This window comes from Ferrimonas lipolytica (genome assembly GCF_012295575.1).
Classification (GTDB): domain Bacteria; phylum Pseudomonadota; class Gammaproteobacteria; order Enterobacterales; family Shewanellaceae; genus Ferrimonas; species Ferrimonas lipolytica.
The window spans coordinates 2,301,022-2,323,533 of the sequence record NZ_CP051180.1 but is presented as its reverse complement, the minus strand read 5'-3'; the positions used below and the strand labels follow the sequence as shown (position 1 = coordinate 2,323,533).

Sequence of the window (22,512 nt, the reverse complement as noted above, 5' to 3'; positions counted from 1 at the left end):
ACAGCCTTTGAAATAGCGCTTCCCCGGTGCAGTGGTTGGTGCATCGGGGCAATTTAGTCATAACGTAGACAGCCATCAAACTTTGAGTGTATCACCCGCTCTTGCTCTTCTTATTTATTCTATCTCTCACGTCGATATCACATCCGCTTATGTTCGCGCTAGCATCGCCTGGTTAACACTGGCGGAATCGGAATAGTACGGTTACTTTTAAAGCTAGTGTGTTGATCCGTACTAACAAACTGCTGCAAGGATTGAATGAGTGGAGAAGCAAATATTGAACAACCAAGATAACGTTAAGACCCCTTGGCACCTCTATATCGTGGCGGTTGTTGGGGTGCTCTGGAACAGTGGCGGTGGGTTTGATTACTACATGACCCAGACCAAGTCCGCCGATTATATGGCGCAATTCACCCCTGCCCAGTTAGAGTTTTTCTACGCGATGCCAACATTTATTGTCTGTTGTTGGGCGATTGCGGTTTGGGGCGGCGTGCTCGGCTGTTTGCTGCTGCTACTTCAAAAAAAGTGGGCCGCACCGGTATTGTTACTATCGTGGATCTGCATGACCATTACTGCTGTGCGTAACTACGTGTTTAGTAATGGTATGGAGGTGATTGGAGATCCTATTTCGCTAGCCTTCACTGCGACCATTTTTATTATCGCTGGCCTATTAGCATGGTATGCCCATTCCCTAAACAAGGCGGGCGTACTCTCCTAATTAGCGTGTTGCTGACTTAAATCAGCGTTAGTTTACCGCGTGAGAGTTTAGCTCATGGCGCTGCAGTATCGATAATCCTCGCGCGGTACCCATTATCAAATCGCCATTAGCTTAGCCTTAGCGTTAAGTATCAAGCACGAAGGCTTAACGTCAATTTACCCCGCTCCAATTAACCCCCCTCCAATAATTTATTCTCAGCAGCGAATTCTATTTCCTGAAAACCGTTAGTTATGCTGTGAAAAGTAGTGCGGCCAACCGAAAATGTTAATGGGTTGTAGTAATGCGTTAATACCTAACACTGATTTTGGTATGTTTCAATAGACGTAACGGGCGACTGTAATTTGCCTTGCATAGGCATAGTCTAATTATTGAGCCCATGTCAGCAGCTACCACAAGGAGTTCAGTATGACTCGCGTGTTAATGGTTACCGGTGATTTTGTCGAAGATTACGAAAATATGGTGCCTTTCCAAGCCTTGCTCGCAATGGGTTATGAGGTTGATGCAGTGTGCCCGGATCGAGTGGCCGGGGAGGTGATCCCAACCTCTATCCACGATTTTGAGGGGGATCAAACCTATACCGAAAAACGGGGTCATAATTTCCAACTCAATGCCGATTTTGAAGGCGTTAATAGCAGTGACTATGACGCACTTTATATACCGGGCGGTCGAGCCCCTGAATACCTGCGGTTAAACCCTAAAGTGCTCGAATTAGTGCGTGGATTTTTTAGCGCCAATAAACCGGTCGCGTCCATTTGTCATGGGCCGCAAATCTTATCTGCCGCTGGTGTGCTCGAAGGAAGAACCGTTTCGGCTTACCCAGCTTGTGAACCCGAAATGAGACAATCCGGAGCGGAATACGTTTGCTTAGCGGTCGATCAGGCAGTCACCGACGGTAACTTGGTGACGGCTCCAGCATGGCCAGCCCATCCGGCGATGCTCAAGCAGTTTGTCGCGTTATTTTAATTGACTGAGGGCCATGCCCATGTGCCAGCTATTTATACAATCAGACAGTAGTCTCTGGGGAAGCAAAACCCGTTCACTTCGCATCAACGGCATGGTCACCTCAATTCGACTTGAACGATTTTTTTGGGGGGTATTGGAAGAGATTGCAGTTCGTGACGACATGACCGCGACGCAGCTGATAACCAAGCTCTATTTAGAGTCGCTCGACGCAGAGCATGATATGGGAAACTTCACTTCATTCTTACGAGTGTGCTGTTCGCGTTATTTGTCACTTGCGGCGGATGGGGTACTCAATCGTGATGGGATTGAACCCATTGCCACGCTCGATGCACAACAGTTGCTCGACCAGGAGCAGCAACAATTAAACCAACGGCAATTAAAGCCAGTGTCGATTCATCGAGATTTACAGTAACTCTACCAAGAGGCGGCCTGTGGGACAGGGTGTTATTTCGCCTAAATCAAAGTGGTTGTTCTTGTGACCCGTTTTATCTTTGTCAGCTCCAAGGACGTTTATATTAATCGTGATTGTTACCAATAAATTGGCCCAACAAAGATCGTTGTTGTCATACAAATGCTACACGGGCGAGTTTAAACTGGTTTCGAATTGATCGGGTAAGGTGGAAAGCGAAATGGAATTCGAATTTCAAAAATTTAACGCGAATATTGAGGTAGCCAATAGCGCGCAGAACAATCATAGCGAGCCGGCTATGGTCGCAGAGCAGGCAGAGCAGGCAGAGCAGGCAGAGCAGGCAAAGCAGGACCTAGTTAAAAATATTGATGCAACCCAACTGTATCTGAGTGAAATTGGTTTCTCACCGCTGTTAACGGCGGAGGAGGAGGTGTATTTCACTCGTCGAGCTCAAAAAGGGTGTGTTAGGTCGCGCAATCGCATGATCGAAAGCAACTTACGGTTAGTGGTTAAGATCGCCCGCCGCTATAGCAGCCGAGGTTTGGATATCCTTGATATTATCGAAGAGGGTAACCTTGGCTTAATGCACGCGGTGGAGAAGTTTGATCCTGAGCGCGGTTTCCGTTTCTCTACCTATTCAACTTGGTGGATCCGTCAGAGTATCGAGCGGGCAATCATGAACACCACCCGCACCATTCGCTTGCCGATTCATGTGGTTAAAGAGCTCAACACATACCTTAGAGCGTCGCGGCGCTTATCGCAAAATGGCGATCATGAAGCCACCATTGAAGAGATCGCCCGCGAGGTCGAAAAGCCAGTAGAGCAGGTCAGCAAAATCCTCAAGTTACGAGAAAAGACCACCTCACTGGATTTGCCGGTGGCGGAAGATAATTCTCGTAATCTTGTTGATCAAGTGTCGGACGAAGCTCGATTCAGCAGTGAACTAGAGCGAAACGAAGTGAATCGATCGCTTACCGATATTGTACTGTCGTTACCCGAGCGGGAGCGCGAGGTGATAGCCCGTCGTTTTGGCTTGCTCGGGCATGAACCCATGACCTTAGCTAGGCTTGGTGCGGAGATTGGCCTGACTCGCGAGCGGGTGCGGCAGATCCAAGCGCAAGCGTTAGCCAGACTGCGAAATAGGCTGGTGAATGAAGGACTATCTCCTGAGGTCATTTTTGACTTTGGTTGAGCGGTTGGTGGCTATAAAAAGAGAGCTGAATTCAGCTCTCTTTTTATCTCATTGGTCCGTGCGGCAATTAGGTGCCAGACAGTGAAAACTGTCGACACTCCAGCGTCGATAGGCGCAGTTAAAGCAGGAGCGCGTTATATCGTCAATTTGCTCGTCTTCATCGTCTTCTGCAAACGACTCACACGCCTTCGCCACCATTCGACTTAACTGCAAATCATCTCTATTACCGCTAAATAACCACTTGCCGTTATCGTCGACGAACTGCTTCATCATCAGTAATCCTTCAACTGCTGGCGGCCCACGTTATGCCAGAGCCCATCTTGCTTATCTACGAGTAAACAGCTTTGTCCGTGCCAGCGAACCGCTTTGATCTTACCTTGTAGTTGAATTTGTGCTGTTGAGCTTAGTGGTTGATGGGCCAAATCCAGTACTTGTTCGATAGCGGTTTGCTCAATTAACTCGGCAACTAGCATCGAGCTGCAGTGCTGCGGCAGTTGGATCTGACCTTTTAGGCGGCCATCACTGCCGTATTTTCGCAAACCAATCCCCGCTAGCGCGCCGATAATGCCGTCGCCGCTGCCACCATGTTCAGATAAGTGCACCCCAAGCTGTTTGGCTAGATCGTAGGCCAGTGCTTTGGTCAGCACCCGTTTTTTGGCTTGTTGGCCATAATCAATTAATCGCGGCCAGTCGCAGCCCTCTTCAGTGGCGATAGCGAGGCCAGGATCCGATCCTTCTGCACTTTGCTCTAATAGATGCTCAATACAGCATTGAGTGATCGCGGGCAGATGCTCAGCTTGGGTCTTTAGTTCAAAACACATCGAACTGTTGTGTGAGGTATAGGGAATGTCTGGGTGCACAAACAACTGGTGACGACTGACTGAGCTGGCTTGGCCTAGCTGTTTTTGTTGCAGCAGCGCGCCGATCTCCTCAGCGATCTCGCCGGTGCCTTTCGACCCAATAATGTCGGTGTCATCAATACAGATAAATAGCTTCATTGGGGCTGTCGCTCGGTTGGAATAAGTTGGTGGTGAGCTAGTCGTTGCAATAGCAACGGCACGCATAGTGCGGCGAGCACGGTAAAGATCCCGCCGCCGAAGGATTTCCAGCCCATCTGCATGAGGATAATGTCGATGTCGGCACCGGCCAGCGCCATCTCGGTGGCCCCCTTAATCACCCAAGCAATAAGCCCTGCGGCTCCGGCAGCAATGGCGGTTACCCGATGCCACGGTGCAAACGGCAACAGCAAGCAGGCCAGCTCTATGCCGACAGCAGGTAGAAGGAATTTAAGTAATATCAATGGTCCGCCCTTACCGATGCCAAGTAGCATTGCTAGTATGCCGGTTAGCAAACCGCAATAGATTATTGAGCCTCGCACCGGCACCAAACCGCGGGCTAACAGGAACACCAACACCATTAAGAACATGGTGTGGCCACTTAATCCAAGCTTCAGTTTCACTGCGGCTTTAAAGCTCAAAAGCAGCAAAGATAGCGCGCCAATGAGCAGAGCATCGGCCAGTTTGAGTTTATTCATTGGGTTTCATCAATAGGGTAATGAGTAGGGTTGGTGTGGTCGTGATAACCGCGAGCTCGTAACGCGAGTTCTTGTTGCTGGGTTAGCCGTACCAGTTGGATTAGCAATGGAGTAAGGACAGTGGTGACCAAATCATGCCAAGCGCCGATCCGCCACAGATCTTGCGGAGCGATCTTAGCGCCACGAAGCTGCTGCAATTGATAAAGCTGGCGGGCCTCGCTGGTAAGCCGAGGCAGTAATGCCAAGGTAGCCGCAATCACGACCGCATTGCGGTTAGACAGAAACGGCTTAATGGCTTGCACCACATAATGCTGAGGGCAGGAAAGAAAAAACCACAGCCCTGGCAACACTGCCAGATAGAGCCGGCTAGAAATAAGCAATGCTTGGGGCCAGCTATCAAAACCAAAACGGATGCAATAAAACAGCAGCACCAACGCAAACTGCACTGACATAAATTTGGTCAGTCTTAGCATCTGCTTGCAACCATCGGGCGAACGCAACACCAACAAGGTTAACAGTAGCGCTAAAGCAGCCAGTGGCAGCGGCGGTAACGCAAACGCTAAGGCGACAAAAAGTGGGCTTAGTACTAGTTTTATCTGCACCCATGTTACTGGCTTGGGCTGCAGTTGCTTAGGCCACATAAAGACGATCCTGTTCTATCTGCCAATGGCTATGCACACCTGCGATAGGCCTGTGGCTAGCGATAACGGTGGCACAACTATCAGTATGTTCATCCAGCAACTGCCACAGTACTTCAGTGCTGTGATGATCAAGGCCAGCAAACGGGTCATCGAGTAACAACAGCTGTGGTTTACGCAGTAGCTGACTACTAATGGCAACAAGATGCTGTTGCCCATAGGAGAGGGTGTAGGGTGAACGCTCAGCCAAATTGTCCAGTTTGAGCCGTGCTAACAGTGCCATCGATTCCGCTTCCGCCGCTGCTGCACTAATCCCTTGGCGCAGTTGCGAGAAACACAGCTCCTCCAGTACGGTAGTGGCAAACAGCTGTTTCGCTGGTTGCTGTAATACCAGCCCAACATGGTGCTTAACCGACTCTCTATCAAGATCAGGCAGTAACCTGAAGTCACCTTCAATCTCAGCCGTTAAACCAAGCATGGCGCCCAACAAGGTACTTTTGCCGCAACCGTTGCTACCGCAAAGCAAAGCGCGTTCACCTTGATGCAATGTTAATGGGGGTAGCGACAACTTACGTTGCCCTACTGCAAGGGTGCACTCGCCACTGCTAAGCTTTACTAAGGAGGCAGTTGATGGCTGTGCGGACCTAATTGGCTTGCTGCTGACGGCTTTAGGTGGGTTAAGCCCTTCCGCACTTAGTTGGTGGGTTTGGCTTGCAAGCGCAGCCCAAGGCTCAGCTTGATGTTCGCTGACTACAACGCTGACGCCTTGTTGCAGTAAGGTTTTGAGAACTTGTTGTAGCTGGATAAAGGAGTCATCGTCCATCTGTGCCCACGGCTCATCCAGTAGCAGCAGTTGCGGAGTGGCTACCAGCTGGGCTGCAATCAACAAACGATAACGCTGGCCTTGGGATAGGCTTTGCGTCGGTTGATCTAACGGCAAGTCGAGATCCACCAGCTTAAGCGCCGCAGTAACACGAGCCTGCATCTGCTCCGGTTGTACCTGAAGACACTCCAGCAATACCGCAACTTCGGGACCGATTTGGTCGCGAATAAGCTGAATGCAGGGATCTTGTAATACCAAACCACAGCGTCCATTGCAGCGAATTGCACCACCGTCCGGTTTGAGTAACCCGGCCATGGCGGTAAGCAAGGTACTTTTGCCCGTGCCGGTATCCCCCAACAGCAATATCAGTTCGCCCGCTTTAATAGAAAGATCAATGGGGCGCCATAACGGCACCCCATTGCGTATCACATTAAGCTGCGATACCGACATCACCGTCATTGTTAGAACTCAGCTTTGATGCTGACTAACCATTCGCGCCCCGGTGACAGCAGATCAACACTTTGGCTGTACTCTTCGTCCAGTAAGTTGGTGATCCCTGCTTGCCAAGACCACCCCTTCATTGGCAGTGGTTGTGACACGGTTAAGTCAACTACGGTGTAATCGCCAGAGTCGATCTTAACCATCTCTTTATCTTTGTTTTCGTAGTAATCAACCACATCCATCACCCAGCTAGCATCTAGACGAGTGGTGATATCCCACGGCAAGTAACCAACAAAGCTGGTTTGGATCTGATGCTTAGGGCGGTTTTGCAACTGATCACGGCTAGAATCTTCTGGATCGCGGTTTTCCGCATCGAGGTAGCTGTAGGCAATATCAATATCGAGTTTGGATAGGTCGCGGTTGCGCCAGGTTGCATCAACGCCCTGGAAGCGGTACTTGGCGAAGTTGCGGTAGATATTGCCATTGAGTTCATCTTTTTCGATGTAGTTATCGATATCACTATGGTAAAGCGACAACTCAACTTGGTTCGACGGGTTGAACTGGTGCGCTAGGCCGATTTCAAGGTGCTCGGTCACTTCCGCTTCAAGATCTTCGTTACCTTTGCTCGGTTCGAACAGGTTTTTCAAGGTAGCAAACCGAACCTTACGAGCAACAGAGGTGCTCAGTTTGGTGACGTCGGTTAGGTACAGGTAGCCAGACACTAAACCGGAGTAATCGCTCTCCTTTGAGATGTCGTTATAGTGCCAACTTGCGCCAGCGGTTGCGCCGTAGCTTTGAGTCGGCTGCCATTGGTATTCAGCAACAACATTATAGAGATCCATTGAATGACTACTGTTACTGCAGTTGCTGCTGTCATTATCACCAGAGCCGCCACCTGAACCGTCACCACCGCCAGAACCACTGCCACCGCCAGAACCCCCACCGCTGCCATCACCGCTAATGCTTATCGTTGTAGGCTCACATAACGACGCTTGGTAACGCTGATTCTCATAAATAAAGGCGGTGGTAAATAGGTGGGCTCCATTCTCAATCAAGAACTGTAGGTTAGCACCTTGGTTCTTAGAGCGAGAATCAGTGGTTTCAGTGATGGTTTCGTAGTTGCCATCTTCATAGGCGTTGGCGATCTCATCGAGCTGGTTGTAGTAAACGTAGCCTCGCAGCGCCATATTGCCGTTGAGCTGATGATCGCCACTTAGTTGAATTCCGCCGCTGTTCTGCTCATCGATACGCTCATACTTCGATTTGCTTTTGTTGTCTGATAGCTCCTCCAATGAAGATGGGATCCCCCACTCAGACTCCTGATACTCAACGGTTAACGCCAACTTCGTTGCGCTGTTAACTTGCCAACCTGCACTGCTATAAATCTTATGGTTTTCATCGTCGCTGTTGTCTCGACGACCACCGTCTTCGTTATCACTGAAATCGAAGTCGTCAGGCATATTGCTGCCATCGCTGCCAGTGCCGCTGTAGGAGATCATAAAGTCAGTAGCATCGGTTTGGGTTGCCGCACTTACGTCCGCTAACCAGCGACCATCGTTACCGCCGCCAACTTGTGCCGCCACTGTTGGTGCATCGTCGTTACCACGTTTGGTGATAACGTTGATGATGCCAGCGTTACCACCGTTGCCGTATAGCAACGACGAAGGGCCCATTGAAACCACTACACGCTCAATGCGTGATGCCGGGATAGAACGGGTATCAAACTGACCATCGTAACTGGCGTTGGCTGGAACACCGTTGATCAGCAGTAAGGCGTGGCGGGTTTTAAAGCCACGAATATCGATTAATGGTCGGCCTTGGCCGCCAGTACGAACAAATACACCAGGAACGGTAGCAAGCACCTGATCGAGAGAGAGGGCACCTTGCTGGGCAATGGCGTCGGCGTCAATCGTGTAGCTGGTGGTTGCTAGTTGTTGTGCTGTCGGAGCTTCACCGCGAACAACGATCACATCTTCAATATCACCAAAATCCGTGCTTTGCTCTGCCATAACTGGCATTGCCATGATAACGGCTGCCGCAATAATACTGATGCGGCCAGACATCATATCCATTCTCTCTCTCCATCGACGAATTGGGCAGTACAGTGACCGCCTATAATTTGCCGACAGGTTAAATTAAAAAATTGACAAAATAACGGAGTAATCCGGCTAAGGCTTGCTTTTGTGATGATGATCTTAGCCTTGTGGACATAATGTCCTATTTTTGACAGTTTGCAGCGCATTGTTGCGACAGATGGTCGGGGTGAGTGCGGTGTGGACGGTTCGAACTGTTTTTACAAGCGCTGCTGCCATTGGCAACGCCCGCGCTAACAACATCAGTGGTTGGTTTACTCAGTGGTAGCAACACAATATTAGCTCGTAATATTTGCTAGTTAACACTTCCGGGAAATGCTAAAAGTGGGTTGTGTCGTAGTTAGCTGTTGAAGCTTATCTTAAGCCTTCGGCTTCACCAATTCTGGTGCTTTTAGGGGACTATGTCGCGGTGGCTACGGCGCGTTCTTGTATGCATTAGGGGGGAGCTCCGCCCCCGTTGGAATCCCCTTTTACCTTAGGTCGCAGTCCGAAACGCTTCGCTGGACTGCTCCAATGCGGCAGAAGATCAACGGCAGTAGTGCTTTCCGCTTGTATCAGAACTCGCCTAGCCAGTGCTTTAACAGCATTGGAAAGAGCAACACTTAGTTGGTACACAGTCTAAAAGTGGGCTAGAGAACCAAGCCGAATTGAAAATCCGGCTCGGTTGGGAGGGGGAAGTGATGGCTAACTAAGCAGTTGCTTGCTGACGTAGTTTATTACGCAAAGTTTTGCCCACCGTAGATTTAGGCAGTTCGGCGATAAACTCTACCTGTTTAGGCACTTTGTATGCTGTCAATTGTTCGCGGCAGTAATCGATCAGGCCAGCTTTATCTGGTGTAACGCCGGGCTTGAGTACCACATAAGCTCGAACCGCCTCGCCGGTTTGCTCATCGGGTACCCCTACTACCGCACACTCGAGAATAGTTGGGTGCAGTGCCAGCACGTTTTCTACCTCATTGGGGAAGACGTTGAAGCCGGAGACAATCACCATGTCTTTTTTACGATCGACGATCTGAATGTAACCCAGCTCATCAAAGCGGGCGATGTCACCGGTTTTAAAGAAGCCGTCTTCCATCGCTTCGGCTGTTGCGTCTGGACGCTTCCAATAGCCTTGCATTACCTGTGGGCCCCGTACCCACAACTCACCAGGCTCCCCTTGAGGTACCTCTTGCCCTAATGCATCGACCATTTTTATCTCAGTGCGCGATAGCGCAATACCACAAAAACCCAAACGTTCGCCATCTACCGGATTGAAGGTCACTACCGGTGAGGTTTCCGATAACCCATAGCCTTCGCTGATAACGCAACCGGTGGTGTCTTGCCACAGCTTGGCGGCCGCCTCGGTGAGAGCGGTACCGCCAGAGCAGGTGAGCGCCAGTTGACTGAAGTCGAGCTTAGCGAAGTCGGGGTGGCTGCATAACCCAACAAAGAGGGTATTGAGCCCTGCAAAGGCGGTGAACGGATAGGCGGCCATTGTTTTTACGAAGCTATCAATATCTCGCGGGTTAGGGATCAATACATTTAAGCTGCCACGACTAAAGAACATCACCATATTTAGGTTGAAGGCATAGATATGATAAAGCGGCAGCGGCGCAATAAAGATCTCTTCGCCTTCACGACAGCGCACGCCGATGGAATCCATCATCTGATTGACGTTTTCAGTTACGTTGCCGTGGGACAACATCGCCCCCTTTGATGGCCCGGTTGTACCTCCGGTGTACTGAAGAATTGCCAGCTGTTCTGGATTGTCGGTGTAGACAACATTACAACAAAGCTTGGCGCCCTCAGCTAATACCTGCTGCATGCCAACGTGAATCTTGTTGCTTAGTGACCGTGCAGGGCCGCCGCTGAGATCAAGCGGATCAGTTACTATCACGGTACGGATCTCGGTATCAGCAATGATCTTGTCGAGGTTTGGTAGCAGATCGCCCAAAATCACTACCGCTTTAGCGTCGCTGTCGATAAATTGGTGGCGCATCTCGCGCGGGGTATACATAGGGTTGGTATTAACCAACACCAATCCAGCCAACAGCGAACCGTAAGCGGCAACCGGATATTGCAGAATGTTAGGTAACTGGATGGCAATGCGATCACCGACCTCAAGATCGGTATGGCGTTGCAGCCAAGCGGCAAAAGCTTGTGCTTGTTGGCCAACTTCCTCGAAGGTTAGGGTGTGGCCTAAGCAGCTAAAGGCGGGTAGTGCCGCATATTTTTGACAGCTTTCTTGAAACAATTTTGCCAGATCATTTTGCATTGCCATTCCCTTGTATTCCTCGCTTTGAAGTAACTTGACTGCATTCAAACAACTGTTTAATTCTTAACCTAGCGATTTTTATTCACAGACTGGTCTGATCAGCAGAATTGTCAGCGTAGATTATTTGCCACCAGAGGATGCACCCGTTGGATTAAATCCGTACAATCCCCGCCTTTGTCGTTCAAACTCGGAATCGCCAATGCATAGCACCATGCCAACCCTCCAATACAGCGAACACCCTAAAGCGGTTGCTGGTGGTAGCGAATTTACCCGCCACTCAGTTCGCGCCGTTATCACCCACGCCGATAAGATATTGTTGCTGTATACCGCTCGGTATGACGACTACAGTTTGCCCGGTGGCGGTGTGGACGAAGGCGAGTCATTGGCTGCAGCGGTTATTCGCGAAGTGGAAGAGGAGACTGGCGCACGCAATGTTGTTATCAATGCAGAGCTTGGGATCTATCACGAGCTGCGACCTTGGTATAAAGAAAGTCACGATAACGTCCGTATGTATTCATACTGTTACTGGTGTACGGCTGATCCAAAGTTGGGACAAACCCAATTAGAGGATTACGAGCAGGCTAACGGCATGAAACCGGTATGGATAGAGCTAGAGCAGGCGATTGCCCATAACGAGCGTGTAATGGCTGGAAGCGATAAAGCAGGGTTGAGTTTGCAACGAGAAACGTGGCTAATGCACTACATTAGTCAGAAGATGAAAAATCGATCAGCAGCATAATTGAAGCCACACTCAAGGGATTGAGTGGCGCTCAACTGTATATACTTTTACAGATCAGACGACGCTAAATCGTAAAGCGCGAGATAATTGCAAAAAAGCATAGTCTAAGCGGTCTGACATAGACTTCTTTGGTGCTTGCTGATACTGAATGTGTTGTGATTTCTTGGTATTCATAAGCCGATTTTGCCAGCTGTAGCAGGCATTAACTGTGATCTGTGCAAAAATTAGCACTCTCAAAATTAGACTAATGTCAGAAACTAGTGATAGCGCAGCTTATAAACACCACCAATGTGAACTACATCAAAATGTTCCATTTTGTTCTAGGTTTATCACTATAAATAGAGATTTGAGAGATAATCATTGCTGGGGCGGCTGTTTTTGTAAGTTAACCTGCTTTTTAGATACTCATTAAATCAACGTTAGTACGATGTATAAGGCGAACTCATGGCTGAAGGTTTTAATATTGCCATTTTAATGCTGGCGAAAACCGGCTTAGATGAATTGGTACAGGGGCAACAAAGCGGCAAGGTGCCGTGTAATCCAAGTTCAGAAGCGCACTTTTTCAGTGCATGGGTTACTCGTGCCATTAAGCAACAACGCTTTCCTCATTGTGTAGCCAAACAGTTGCTGGCATGGCAAAAGGCCGCCCGTACTCAAGGGGCGAATGCTGGCTTAAAGCCTATCTTCGAGCAGATCTGCGCAACCTATCAACCGTTAGTTGACGCCAGCAGCAACATGGCTGCGGTGAGTTCCACTCAGCTCGAACAGCTGTTTGCCGCACTGGATGAGCATGACTGGTACGTGGAGCGAGGCTACCCAGTATCGAGAAAGGTAACCCACCATACCGATGGTAAGGCGAGCTTGGTGGTGTGCAGCGAGCAGTGGCAACAAAGCATCGATGCCAACACTGGCACTTTAATCAAACCGCTGTCGGTTTACGCCCGTGGCGATGTAAGCCAGCTAATCCATGTTGCTTACCAACATGGGTTACTGCTGCATAAGATCACCGACTATAAGTCGCTGGTAAAATATCACGGTGAATTCATAATTTACCCGAATAACGCTGGCACTATTTTGGCGCAGCTGCAAACTCCATCACAAGGATGAACTCTAGAGCGATAGCAGTAGCATGAATCGTTGTGCTTGTTGGCTGTTGAGGTTTGTCTTAAGGCATTGGTGCTGCCAACGGTTGTGCTTTTACGGGGTTATGTCGCGGTGGTGACGGCACATTCTTGTATGCATTAGGTCGCAGTCTAAAGCGCTTCGCTGGACTGCTCCAATGTGGCAGAAGATCAATTACGATAGTGCTTTACCCTTTGTATCGCGACTCGCCTAGCCAGTGCTTTAACTGTATTAGAAAGAACAACACTTAATTGGTACACAGCCCAGATTTAGGCTTTAGCCCTAGCTCCCAAATGCTGCGCTGGAGCTGGTATTAAATCAGCGAGCAAAGTTGGCTAAGACCACATCACCAGAACTGCGGCAACACCAATCAATATTAGCCCTGCTACGTCTTGTATCTTAGGGCGCTGTTTGAGCCAATAAGCGGCGATTATTAGCGTAAAAAACACCTCAATCTGACCAAGCGTCTTTACCAATGGCACCGCTTCTAACGCCATTGCGCTAAACCAACCGATAGAGCCGATGCAACTGGCGCAGCTCACCGCGAAGGTGAGCTTAGGGCGTTTAAACAGTTGTCTTAGGGTGTCTTTATCGTGCCATTGCAGATAGAGCAACAGCAGTAAAGTTTGCAGTGAAATCACCAACAGCAGTACCCAAGCGGCACGGTGGGGAAAGGGCAGGTCAATATGCAAGCTGGCTTCACGCACCCACAGCGAGGTAAGCGCAAAAGCGCTACCGCATGCTAGGCCGGTTAACAGCGTTGGTAATGAAAGTTGCTTAAAGCCACCTTTGCTCGATAACAACATCACTGCGATGCCGCCAATTACAACCCCACACCAACCCAGTGGCGATAAGCTGGTGCCGAAAAACAATACCCCCAGTATCGCTGCAACCAGCGCTTCGGTTTTGGCCAAGCCGGCGCCGATGGCGAAGTTTTTCATCTGGAACAACCGCACCATTAAGCCGGTAGCGAGGATCTGCATCAGTGCTGCGCCCACAACGAATCTTGCTAACGACGGGTTATAGCTAATGAGGGATGTTGGTTGCCACCAGTACAGCGCGACCAGATACAATGCCGCGATGGGCCCGGCATAAATGAAGCGTGCTAGGGTTACCCCGCTGGCTTTTACGTCAACGCTCAGTTTGCTTTGAAGGGCGTTGCGCCAAGATTGGGCGAAAGCCGCAAGCAGGGTAAACAGGATCCACATCGGCTAGGTCTTATCGGTTAAGGGGTTTAACGACTGATATAGGATGGTAACTGTTGGCTGTAAACGGTGCGAGTCAGTGTTATCAATGGGGTGATAACAGATGCTAAATGGCGTAGTAGGTGCCACGGTGATGCGAGCGTTAGCTCTGTTTAACTTATCTTTATCTATTTGAATAACATACTAATTTTATATGTTTTAGATACAACAAAGCCCGAGCGATTCACTCGGGCTTTGTTCGTTAATAACAACCTAGGTCATTATTTACGGATGCTAAAGTCGCCAGCAAAAATCAGTGGGGCGAAAGTGCGATCTAAGGTTTTGCTGGTGAAAGAAGGCATGCGCATCTGCTCGCTAAAACGAACTACATCGCCTTTCTTCACTTCCATTTGCGGGCCAGCAGCCCAAACGTCTTCACCGGCTTCGTTAATTTTAACGTAGGTGTAGCCGCCGCTGTTTACGGTTTCTAGTACTTCGCCTTGGTGAGGCAGATCCATCGCTGATACTGCAGTCGAAAATGCAAAGATGGCTACGCTAGCCAGTTTTAAAATGGTCTTGATCACAGGAATACCCTTGCTGTCATACTATATAGGTCGCTTATTCAATCAGCGCCCTATGTCGTTGTCTTGGTTGATGTCCAAGAAATGTTAGCTTAGTCACGACTCAATGTCAGTAAAATGGAAAAATGTTAACTTCATCCGCGAGTTGATAACGAATTGCAGTCCCTGGAGATAAAATAATGAATTGGAAATTAGCCGGAAGCGCTTTAGTAATGGCCGCCATGTTGACTGGCTGTAGTGATAACAAAGGTGAAGTCAGCTTGGGTTGGTTTACCACCAAGGATGTGGTTATTAAGGACTTCCAAGATCCGAAGGTTCCGGGCGTCACCTGCCATATCGCCTCGATTGAAGCGGATCTGTCGTTAGCTGATCCGTCTAACTCCAGCATCGCCTGTCGTCAAACCGGTGAGATTTTCTTGGCCAATATTAACGATATCGATAAATCTGATAATGGCGAGTTGGTGTTTAAACAGAGTAAATCGATTTTGTTTAAATCGCTTAAGGTGCGTCGGATATTTGATCAAGAAAACCAAACTCTGTTGTATCTCTCTTACTCCACCAAAGAGACTGAAGGCAGCTACAAACACTCGTTATCAACGGTGTCATTGTGGGGTTCGGAAGCGTATCAAACCAAGATGAAGGTTGATGGTTAAAGTCAGTTAGAGTCTATTTTCAGCCATCTCTGCGGTCATTGAGTCCCAGCTTTCGCCTGCCACAATGGTGTTTTCTGTTTTGTTAGGGAGACGCCATGGGGCCGTTAGCTGGGATCACCGTTATTGAGATGGCTGGGATTGGGCCGACGCCGTTCGCTGGTATGGCACTGGCGGATCTTGGCGCCGAAGTTATCCTGATTGAGCGCAAACCCGCTAATGGCAATGCCGGTAGTAATGACTGCCAACGGCGAACCGAACTATTTCATCGTGGCAAAAAATCGATGGCGGTGGATCTAAAATCGCCACAAGCGCAACAACTACTGCTGCAGTTAATCAGCCAAGCGGATGTACTGCTTGAGGGCTACCGACCGAATGTGATGGAGCGCTTAGGCTTAGGGCCAGAGCCATGCATCAACGCCAACCCCAATCTTATTTACGCTCGTTTGACCGGTTACGGCCAGTCTGGTCCGTTAGCGCAAGCAACGGGGCATGAACCTAACTACACCGGCTTATCTGGTGCGCTTTGGTACGGCGGCCGCCCACAGCATGAACCAACGGCGCCGCTCACTACCATGGGCGATGTTGGCGGCGGCTCAATGGTGTTGATTATGGGGATCTTGAGCGCCTTGCTGCATGTCAGTAAAGGGGGCCAAGGCCAAGTCGTTGATGCCGCCATCAGTGACGGTTCTGCCTACTTATCTACCTTGATGTGGACGCTTAAACATGCAGGTCACATCGACGAGCAATTTGGCCATGGTTGGGCTGACGGTGCCGCTCCTTGGAATCAAACCTACCAATGCAGTGACGGCCAATACGTTACGGTTTGTGCACTCGAACCGCCGTTCTACCAAGCACTGCTGCAGGGACTAGCGCTAACCAGCGAACCGTTATTGCAACAGCAGTGGAACAGAACAAAGTGGCCAGAGGCGACCTCGCTCTTGCGCCAAATCTTCCGTGCGCAGCCACAACAGCATTGGTGCGAGTTGTTTGATGGTAGCGATGCTTGTGTTGGCCCAGTGCTTAGTTTTGAACAGGCGGCACAGCATCCTCATAATCAGCAACGCAATACCTTCGTTAAGGTGAACGAACTTACCCAACCTGCACCGGCACCGCGTTTTAGCCACAGCACAACGGAGGTAGGCTCAGTGCCAGCAGTCGGTGGCCATAACGATGAATTGCTGCGTCGATTTGAGATCGATGCTGAGCTGCAACAACAGCTTCGTCACAGCGGCACCATTTAACGGCCAAAGCCTTAAACTCCAACAAGCCCCTTACGAAACTGCAGCGGCGTGTAACCGGTCCAATGTTTGAAGGCACGGATAAAGGCGCTGGGCTCACTGTAGCCACAGCGCTCGGCGACGACATCGATGCGCATGTCGGGATCGCTGAGGAAGTGGATGGCGATATCACGCCGGATCTGAGCTTTCACCACATCAAAGCTGGTTTGCTCCCCTTTTAATCGGCGCCGCAGGGTTTGCGGATGAAACTCCAGTGCGGAGGCCACCGCATCTAGTCCTAATAAGCTGCCATCGCGACTGAATTGCTCTTTAAGTTGCTGCCGTACCGCAATGGTGACATCACCGGCGGCATCTAACGGTAAGTAGATCTCCAGTGGCGCTCGGCGCAGATAGCTGGCTAAGCGACTCTCGTTTTGTACCACCAGATGATCCAAGTAGCTGCGATCAAACCATAAGCTTATCTGTGGTCGTGAAAACAGCACCGGAGCGCCGTAATAGATATAGCGATATTCATCGGCGTACTCCGGTGGTGCAAAATCCAGGGTGACTTGATTAAGTAAAATCCGATCGTTGCAGAGCCAACTGCAAAAGCGATGAAACACCGTAAGTAAAGAATCGACGGCGTAGTTGTCCGCTATCGGTTGCAGTCGTTCCAGCCGCAGTGAGGCTTGACGACCCTTGCAATCAATATGGTAACGGAAGCTATTGTCGAACAGATTGTAGAACTGCACCAAGCGCGTTAATACGTCGCCAATGGTGCGGCAATGCACCGCAGCCACAGCAAAAAATTCGAAAGTGCCTAACGGAACCTTGCGGTGCAGCAGACCATATAGCTCGCACTGCATCGCTCCGGCAAGATAGCGCTGCAACATTACTACCTTATCGACATCAATTCGCTGTTTGGGATCGGTCAGTTGCTCGGCATTAAGCTGGCATTTGGCCAGTACCCGGTGGAGATCAATATCTGCTTGGCGTACTGCAGTTAGTGAGTGGTTTAGCAGCGGTGCGGAGATGGTTAATCGCCGCAGTGAGCTCACCGTGGTGCCATTGCTCCCGTACAGAGGGTTATTGGCACTGTTGTTGACCTGTTCCATCAGCTCACCACTGTCACTTACTGTCCATTTATAGCTTCTATCTTGTCATTGTTTGGCCATCGGTAGTATCCCAAAATGAATAAAATGCGAGCAACTTGCTTGCCGCCGAATTCAGCAATAAAGGGAACCCGTTGATGAATCACGCCTATATCTACGACGCAGTGCGTACCCCACGCAGTAAAGGCAAAGCCGATGGCAGCCTCCATCAGGTAAAGCCGATCGAATTAGCTGCAGGGTTGCTGCGCCAACTACAGCAGCGCCACAACCTCGATACTTCCTACGTCGATGACGTTGCTTTGGGTTGTGTTACCCCGATAGGCGAGCAAGGCTCATGTATTGCCAAGGCGGTTGCTATGCACGCAGGTTGGGATGAGAGTGTCGCCGGTGTGCAGCTAGACCGATTCTGCTCATCGGGCTTAGAAGCGGTTAATACTGCAGCGCAAAAGGTGATGTCTGGCTGGACTCAGCTGATGGTTGCAGGCGGAGTGGAGTCGATGTCGCGGGTGCCGATGGGGAGCAACGGTGGTGCGATGTTTACCGATCCGAATTTTGTTGTTAGCCAAAAATCGGTGCCGCAAGGGATCGGTGCCGATCTTATTGCCACCCTTGGCGGTTGGTCGCGTCAGGATGTAGACGAGTTTGCGTTGGAGTCGCAACGACGGGCGAGTTTTGCTCAAGCTAATGGCTACTTCGAACGCTCGGTAGTGCCGGTAACTGACAGCAACGGCATCGTTATCTTGGCGCAGGACGATTTCATTAAACCCAATACCACGATGGAAGGCTTGGCGGGGTTAAAACCGTCGTTTGCCAAGATGGGAGCGATGGGCGCAGATGAGATGATCTTGACTAAGTACCCTGAAGTTAACGCCATCAAGCACGTGCATACCCCAGGTAACTCCTCTGGCATTGTTGATGGTGCCAGTGCGGTACTGATTGGCTCGGCTCAAGCTGGGCGAGATCTTAAACTCAAGCCTCGCGCCAAGATCACTATGGGCACCGTATTAGCAACCGAACCTTCAATCATGCTCACCGGTCCAGGTCCCGCGGCGCAACAGGCGTTGCAACTGGCGGGCATGAGCAAAGCCGATATCGACTTGTGGGAGATCAACGAGGCCTTTGCCTCGGTGGCATTGCGTTATATGCAAGATCTCGATATCAGCCCAGAGATCACCAACGTTAACGGTGGAGCTATCGCCATGGGGCACCCCCTTGGTGCTACCGGAGGTGTGATTCTAAGCGTGGTGCTCGACGAGTTAGAACGTCGCGATCTTAATACCGCCATGATCTCCCTCTGTGTCGGCGGCGGCATGGGAATTTCTACCATTATCGAACGGGTTTAAGGAGGCCATATGAGTGTATTTGATTATCACAAGGACGCCGATGGCATCGTTACCGTCACCATGGATATGAGTGGGCCGGTTAACGCCATGAACGCTGAGTTTGATCAAGCGATGGCGGCTACAGTTGCTCAGTTAGAAGCGGAAACCGACTTGGCGGGGGTGGTATTAGCCTCGGCCAAAAAAACCTTTTTTGCTGGTGGTGATCTACAGGTATTGTTGGCCGCCAATGACCAACCTGCTGCGGTGCTATTTGAACAGTTTCAGAGTAACAAGAAGCTGCTGCGTCGCTTCGAACAGTTGCCGGTACCAACAGTTGCAGCCATTAATGGCGCGGCACTCGGTGGTGGTTGGGAGCTGTGTTTACTGTGCAACCATCGTATCGGTTGGGACAACCCAGCGCTCAAGCTCGGATTACCTGAAGTCACCTTAGGGCTGCTGCCCGGTGCTGGCGGCGTGGTGCGGATGACCCACCTGCTCGGTATTGAACAAGCACTGCCATACTTGTTGGAGGGTAAACCGCTTCGCGCCAGCCAAGCCCAACAGCAGGGGCTGCTTGACCAACTTGTTAATGAGCAAGAGCAGCTGATACCAGCAGCAAAGGCATGGATCATTGCCCAGCAAGGCCGAGCTGAAGCGGCATTGCAACCGTGGGATAGCCAAGGGCATAAGATCCCCGGTGGTAATCTGCAGCACCCCAAAATCGCCCAACTGGCGATGGCTGCGCCGATTATGCTGCACCAGAAAACCCGTGGGCTATTGCCTGCGCCGGAGCGGATCCTCGATACCGCTATTGAGGCACTAAAGTTGCCGTTTGATTTAGCGTTAGAGGTTGAAACGCGTAACTTCGTTACCTTGGTTCGTAGCGCTGAAGCGAAGAACATGATCTCGACGTTCTTCTTTGGGCTCAATCAGGTTAACGGTGGTGCCAGTCGCCCTAACTCAGTGAAACAGCAAGCGATTACAAAGCTGGGGATTATTGGCGCTGGGATGATGGGACAAGGGATCGCCTTTGCTTCGGCTAAGGCTGGTATCGAGGTGGTATTAAAGGACGTATCGCTCGAAGCCGCCCAGCGAGGCAAGGCGTACAGTGGCACCGTTATGGATAAACGCATCAGTCGCGGCCGGGCCACGGATGAGCAAAAACAGCACCTGCTCGAGCGCATCACTCCAACCGCGTTGATTGATGATTTAAGTGGTTGCGACCTGATTATCGAGGCGGTGTTTGAGCAGGTGGCATTGAAACATCAAATCACCGAGCAGAGTCAAAGCCGGTTAGCGGCCGATGGGATCTGGGGTTCCAATACTTCGACCTTGCCGATCCGCACGCTGGCGCAAGCGGCGACCAATCCAGATCGGTTCATCGGCATTCACTTCTTCTCTCCAGTCGACAAAATGCCGCTGGTTGAGCTGATCTGCGGTGAGCACACCTCTGCAGAAACCTTAGCTAAAGCGTTTGATTACGTGCAGCAAATTGGCAAAACGCCGATTGTGGTAAATGACAGCGTTGGCTTTTTCACTTCGCGTACCTTTGGCATGCAGCTAGCGGAAGCGTCGCAGATGGTGGCTGAAGGGCTACACCCACTGCGGGTTGATAACCTTGGCAAAGCGATAGGAATGCCGGTTGGGCCACTTACCATTCACGATGAGGTGAGCCAACAACTCAGTTACACCATCCGTAATACTCAGGTGGAGATGGGCTTAAAGCCAGCGGAGGATAGCCAATTCCCTCAAGGGAGCGAGTTGATCCGCGCTATGGTTGAAAAGCATAACCGTAAGGGCCGTTACCACGGTGACGGCGGCTATTTCGATTATCACAATGGTGAGAAAACATTGTGGCCACCCTTGCTTGAGCACTACTACCAACCTCAGCTAGAGGTGAGCGATGATGACATCAAGGATCGGTTGCTGTTTATCAACGTGATAGAGGCGTTGCGGTGTTTACAGGAGGGCGTGGTAACCAGTGTGGCTGACGCCAATATTGGCTCCATCATGGGCATTGGCGCACCAACATGGACCGGCGGCTATGTGCAGTTTGTAAATGGCTATGGCTTGCAGCGCTTTATTGACCGTTGCCAGCAGCTTACTGATCGCTATGGCGAACGCTTCCGTACTCCTGAAATAGTGGCACAAACATTGAAAACTTCAGGCCAGTTTAGCTAACGATTAAGTGAGTTAATCGATTCATATAACAGAAGGACGAGTTAGATGATCCCAAGAACAATCTTTACCGAAGAGCACGAGCAGTTTCGTACTAGTGTGCGCCGATTTTTAGAGAATGAGGCGGTGCCGTTTCATCACCAGTGGGAGCAAGAAGGACAGGTCTCTCGCGAGCTATGGCTCAAAGCCGGTGAGCTTGGCATGTTGGCGCCAATGACGCCGGAGGCCTATGGTGGCTTGGAGCTGGACTATCGCTACAACGCCATCGTTGACGAAGAGATCGCGTTATTGGGTCTAACCGGTATCGGCTTTGGCCTGCATTCAGATATCGGCGTGCCCTATATCGTTAACTTTGGCAGCGAAGAGCAGAAGCAGGAATATCTGCCTCGCTGCATCAGTGGTGAAATTATTACCGCTATTGCCATGACCGAGCCCGGCGCCGGTTCCGATCTGCAGGGGATCCGCACCACTGCAGTAAAAGATGGCGACGACTATATTATCAACGGCTCCAAAACCTTTATTACTAATGGTCAAATGGCCGACTTGGTGATTGTGGTTGCCAAGACCGATCCTACTGCTGGCGCCCGTGGTACCAGTCTGTTCTTAATTGAAGCCGGTACTGCTGGCTTCGAAAAGGGCCAAAACCTACACAAACTTGGGATGAAAGCGCAAGACACTTCTGAGCTGTTTTTCAATGACGTGCGCGTACCGAAAACCGCATTGTTAGGGGAAGAGGGCAAGGGCTTTATCTACTTGATGCAAGAACTGCCGCAAGAGCGCTTGAACATCGCCATTAATGCAGTTGGGTCGATGCAAGGGGTGATGACGCAAACCATAGCCTATGTAAAGGAGCGTCAGGCTTTTGGTAAGAGCGTGGCAACCTTCCAAAATACCCAGTTCACTCTGGCGGATCTGGACGCCAAACTGTCGATGATGCAAGTCTATATCGATCGCTGCTTGGAACTGCACATCAATAAACGCTTCGATGCGGTGGAAGCGGCTAAGGCTAAGTTGGTTTCAACCGAATTACAGGGAGAGTTAATTGATGCTTGTCTGCAGCTCCACGGTGGTTATGGCTACATGTGGGAGTACCCGGTTGGGCGTGCTTTTGTTGATGCACGAGTGCAGCGGATCTACGGCGGCACCAATGAGATCATGAAGTTGATTATTGGCCGTGATCTCATTAAAGACGACTAACGTTAGCTGAAATGTTAGTGATAGCTAAGGCTGTGTACCAACTAAGCGTTGTTCTTGTCGGTGCTATTAAAGCACCGGCTAGGCGAGCGCCGATATCAGAGGTTAAGCACTGCCGCCGTTGACCTTCTGCCGCTTTGGACTGCGA

At 50.4% G+C, this 22,512-nt stretch carries 21 protein-coding genes; 11 read left to right on the top strand and 10 right to left on the bottom strand.

Annotated features, from left to right (window positions below; translation table 11 throughout):
* Positions 1 to 259: 259 nt before the first annotated feature.
* The 4 genes from HER31_RS10690 to rpoS all read left to right on the top strand — a co-directional run bounded on the left by HER31_RS10690 (position 260) and on the right by rpoS (position 3,279).
* Positions 260 to 715 (top strand): hypothetical protein, encoded by a 456-nt coding sequence (locus HER31_RS10690; RefSeq protein ID WP_238786809.1) that lies wholly within the window; start codon positions 260 to 262, stop codon positions 713 to 715.
* A 405-nt stretch (positions 716 to 1,120) separates the two neighbouring features.
* Positions 1,121 to 1,678 (top strand): DJ-1/PfpI family protein, encoded by a 558-nt coding sequence (locus HER31_RS10685; RefSeq protein ID WP_168660565.1) that lies wholly within the window; start codon positions 1,121 to 1,123, stop codon positions 1,676 to 1,678.
* 91 nt (positions 1,679 to 1,769) lie between these two features.
* On the top strand, positions 1,770 to 2,090 hold the full coding sequence (locus tag HER31_RS10680) for a ribbon-helix-helix domain-containing protein (RefSeq protein WP_238786808.1): 321 nt from the start codon (positions 1,770 to 1,772) through the stop codon (positions 2,088 to 2,090).
* 217 nt (positions 2,091 to 2,307) lie between these two features.
* On the top strand, positions 2,308 to 3,279 hold the full coding sequence (gene rpoS / locus HER31_RS10675) for an RNA polymerase sigma factor RpoS (RefSeq protein ID WP_168660563.1): 972 nt from the start codon (positions 2,308 to 2,310) through the stop codon (positions 3,277 to 3,279).
* Between the two features lie 48 nt (positions 3,280 to 3,327).
* On the opposite strand, the gene HER31_RS10670 is transcribed toward rpoS, so the two are convergent.
* From HER31_RS10670 to HER31_RS10640, 7 genes are all read right to left on the bottom strand, one after another.
* Entirely contained in the window at positions 3,328 to 3,552 is a 225-nt protein-coding gene (locus HER31_RS10670; protein WP_168658690.1) for a hypothetical protein, read from the bottom strand.
* Complete coding sequence (locus HER31_RS10665; RefSeq protein ID WP_168660562.1) at positions 3,552 to 4,277, bottom strand: DNA-binding protein; 726 nt, start codon at positions 4,275 to 4,277, stop codon at positions 3,552 to 3,554. Before HER31_RS10665 ends, HER31_RS10670 begins: the two co-directional genes overlap by 1 nt.
* On the bottom strand, positions 4,274 to 4,813 hold the full coding sequence (locus HER31_RS10660; protein ID WP_168660561.1) for a core component of ECF transporter: 540 nt from the start codon (positions 4,811 to 4,813) through the stop codon (positions 4,274 to 4,276). Before HER31_RS10660 ends, HER31_RS10665 begins: the two co-directional genes overlap by 4 nt.
* Positions 4,810 to 5,454: a CbiQ family ECF transporter T component gene (locus tag HER31_RS10655; protein ID WP_168660560.1), complete on the bottom strand. Its 645-nt coding sequence runs from the start codon at positions 5,452 to 5,454 to the stop codon at positions 4,810 to 4,812. Before HER31_RS10655 ends, HER31_RS10660 begins: the two co-directional genes overlap by 4 nt.
* Positions 5,444 to 6,733: an ATP-binding cassette domain-containing protein gene (locus HER31_RS10650; protein ID WP_168660559.1), complete on the bottom strand. Its 1,290-nt coding sequence runs from the start codon at positions 6,731 to 6,733 to the stop codon at positions 5,444 to 5,446. The genes HER31_RS10655 and HER31_RS10650 overlap by 11 nt, the downstream gene beginning before the upstream one ends.
* Positions 6,734 to 6,735: 2 nt before the next feature.
* Positions 6,736 to 8,787, bottom strand: coding sequence for a TonB-dependent receptor (locus HER31_RS10645; RefSeq protein WP_168660558.1), 2,052 nt, complete (start codon positions 8,785 to 8,787; stop codon positions 6,736 to 6,738).
* Between the two features lie 709 nt (positions 8,788 to 9,496).
* Positions 9,497 to 11,068 (bottom strand): AMP-binding protein, encoded by a 1,572-nt coding sequence (locus HER31_RS10640; RefSeq protein WP_168660557.1) that lies wholly within the window; start codon positions 11,066 to 11,068, stop codon positions 9,497 to 9,499.
* Between the two features lie 193 nt (positions 11,069 to 11,261).
* On the opposite strand from HER31_RS10640, the gene HER31_RS10635 reads away from it, so the two are divergent.
* Entirely contained in the window at positions 11,262 to 11,801 is a 540-nt protein-coding gene (locus tag HER31_RS10635; RefSeq protein WP_238786807.1) for an NUDIX hydrolase, read from the top strand.
* Between the two features lie 444 nt (positions 11,802 to 12,245).
* Positions 12,246 to 12,908 (top strand): DUF2913 family protein, encoded by a 663-nt coding sequence (locus tag HER31_RS10630; protein ID WP_168660556.1) that lies wholly within the window; start codon positions 12,246 to 12,248, stop codon positions 12,906 to 12,908.
* A 350-nt stretch (positions 12,909 to 13,258) separates the two neighbouring features.
* Here HER31_RS10630 and HER31_RS10625 read toward each other — a convergent pair whose 3' ends face one another.
* Together HER31_RS10625 and HER31_RS10620 are read right to left on the bottom strand one after the other, a co-directional pair.
* Positions 13,259 to 14,131, bottom strand: a complete 873-nt coding sequence (locus HER31_RS10625; protein WP_168660555.1) for a DMT family transporter — start codon at positions 14,129 to 14,131, stop codon at positions 13,259 to 13,261.
* Between the two features lie 257 nt (positions 14,132 to 14,388).
* The gene (locus HER31_RS10620) at positions 14,389 to 14,691 is read right to left on the bottom strand and encodes an NrfJ (protein WP_168660554.1); all 303 of its coding nucleotides are present in this window, start codon (positions 14,689 to 14,691) and stop codon (positions 14,389 to 14,391) included.
* Between the two features lie 176 nt (positions 14,692 to 14,867).
* On the opposite strand from HER31_RS10620, the gene HER31_RS10615 reads away from it, so the two are divergent.
* Together HER31_RS10615 and HER31_RS10610 are read left to right on the top strand one after the other, a co-directional pair.
* Entirely contained in the window at positions 14,868 to 15,341 is a 474-nt protein-coding gene (locus HER31_RS10615) for a CreA family protein (protein WP_168660553.1), read from the top strand.
* A 95-nt stretch (positions 15,342 to 15,436) separates the two neighbouring features.
* On the top strand, positions 15,437 to 16,582 hold the full coding sequence (locus HER31_RS10610; RefSeq protein ID WP_168660552.1) for a CaiB/BaiF CoA transferase family protein: 1,146 nt from the start codon (positions 15,437 to 15,439) through the stop codon (positions 16,580 to 16,582).
* Positions 16,583 to 16,593: 11 nt separating this feature from the next.
* Here the strand turns inward: HER31_RS10610 and HER31_RS10605 are convergent, their stop codons facing one another.
* The gene (locus tag HER31_RS10605) at positions 16,594 to 17,673 is read right to left on the bottom strand and encodes an AraC family transcriptional regulator (RefSeq protein WP_168660551.1); all 1,080 of its coding nucleotides are present in this window, start codon (positions 17,671 to 17,673) and stop codon (positions 16,594 to 16,596) included.
* A 134-nt stretch (positions 17,674 to 17,807) separates the two neighbouring features.
* Here HER31_RS10605 and HER31_RS10600 point away from each other — a divergent pair, with 134 nt between their 5' ends.
* From HER31_RS10600 to HER31_RS10590, 3 genes are read left to right on the top strand one after another with little or no spacing between them, the layout of a single operon-like run.
* On the top strand, positions 17,808 to 19,013 hold the full coding sequence (locus HER31_RS10600) for an acetyl-CoA C-acetyltransferase (protein ID WP_238786806.1): 1,206 nt from the start codon (positions 17,808 to 17,810) through the stop codon (positions 19,011 to 19,013).
* A 9-nt stretch (positions 19,014 to 19,022) separates the two neighbouring features.
* Positions 19,023 to 21,173 (top strand): 3-hydroxyacyl-CoA dehydrogenase NAD-binding domain-containing protein, encoded by a 2,151-nt coding sequence (locus HER31_RS10595; RefSeq protein WP_168660549.1) that lies wholly within the window; start codon positions 19,023 to 19,025, stop codon positions 21,171 to 21,173.
* Between the two features lie 45 nt (positions 21,174 to 21,218).
* A complete protein-coding gene (locus HER31_RS10590) occupies positions 21,219 to 22,367 on the top strand; it encodes an acyl-CoA dehydrogenase family protein (RefSeq protein WP_168660548.1) in 1,149 nt (382 codons plus the stop codon).
* Positions 22,368 to 22,512: the final 145 nt, after the last annotated feature.

Excerpts from the sequence above, each read along its gene's own strand:
- HER31_RS10660 (WP_168660561.1), bottom strand. The coding sequence starts at position 4,813 with ATGAATAAACTCAAACTGGCCGATGCTCTGCTCATTGGCGCGCTATCT.
- HER31_RS10685 (WP_168660565.1), top strand. The coding sequence starts at position 1,121 with ATGACTCGCGTGTTAATGGTTACCGGTGATTTTGTCGAAGATTACGAA.
- HER31_RS10605 (WP_168660551.1), bottom strand. The coding sequence starts at position 17,673 with ATGGAACAGGTCAACAACAGTGCCAATAACCCTCTGTACGGGAGCAAT.
- HER31_RS10615 (WP_168660553.1), top strand. The coding sequence starts at position 14,868 with ATGAATTGGAAATTAGCCGGAAGCGCTTTAGTAATGGCCGCCATGTTG.
- HER31_RS10610 (WP_168660552.1), top strand. The coding sequence starts at position 15,437 with ATGGGGCCGTTAGCTGGGATCACCGTTATTGAGATGGCTGGGATTGGG.
- HER31_RS10665 (WP_168660562.1), bottom strand. The coding sequence starts at position 4,277 with ATGAAGCTATTTATCTGTATTGATGACACCGACATTATTGGGTCGAAA.
- HER31_RS10635 (WP_238786807.1), top strand. The coding sequence starts at position 11,262 with ATGCATAGCACCATGCCAACCCTCCAATACAGCGAACACCCTAAAGCG.
- HER31_RS10645 (WP_168660558.1), bottom strand. The coding sequence starts at position 8,787 with ATGGATATGATGTCTGGCCGCATCAGTATTATTGCGGCAGCCGTTATC.
- HER31_RS10640 (WP_168660557.1), bottom strand. The coding sequence starts at position 11,068 with ATGGCAATGCAAAATGATCTGGCAAAATTGTTTCAAGAAAGCTGTCAA.
- HER31_RS10595 (WP_168660549.1), top strand. The coding sequence starts at position 19,023 with ATGAGTGTATTTGATTATCACAAGGACGCCGATGGCATCGTTACCGTC.
- HER31_RS10630 (WP_168660556.1), top strand. The coding sequence starts at position 12,246 with ATGGCTGAAGGTTTTAATATTGCCATTTTAATGCTGGCGAAAACCGGC.
- HER31_RS10680 (WP_238786808.1), top strand. The coding sequence starts at position 1,770 with ATGGTCACCTCAATTCGACTTGAACGATTTTTTTGGGGGGTATTGGAA.
- HER31_RS10655 (WP_168660560.1), bottom strand. The coding sequence starts at position 5,454 with ATGTGGCCTAAGCAACTGCAGCCCAAGCCAGTAACATGGGTGCAGATA.
- rpoS (WP_168660563.1), top strand. The coding sequence starts at position 2,308 with ATGGAATTCGAATTTCAAAAATTTAACGCGAATATTGAGGTAGCCAAT.
- HER31_RS10650 (WP_168660559.1), bottom strand. The coding sequence starts at position 6,733 with ATGACGGTGATGTCGGTATCGCAGCTTAATGTGATACGCAATGGGGTG.
- HER31_RS10600 (WP_238786806.1), top strand. The coding sequence starts at position 17,808 with ATGAATCACGCCTATATCTACGACGCAGTGCGTACCCCACGCAGTAAA.
- HER31_RS10590 (WP_168660548.1), top strand. The coding sequence starts at position 21,219 with ATGATCCCAAGAACAATCTTTACCGAAGAGCACGAGCAGTTTCGTACT.
- HER31_RS10670 (WP_168658690.1), bottom strand. The coding sequence starts at position 3,552 with ATGATGAAGCAGTTCGTCGACGATAACGGCAAGTGGTTATTTAGCGGT.
- HER31_RS10625 (WP_168660555.1), bottom strand. The coding sequence starts at position 14,131 with ATGTGGATCCTGTTTACCCTGCTTGCGGCTTTCGCCCAATCTTGGCGC.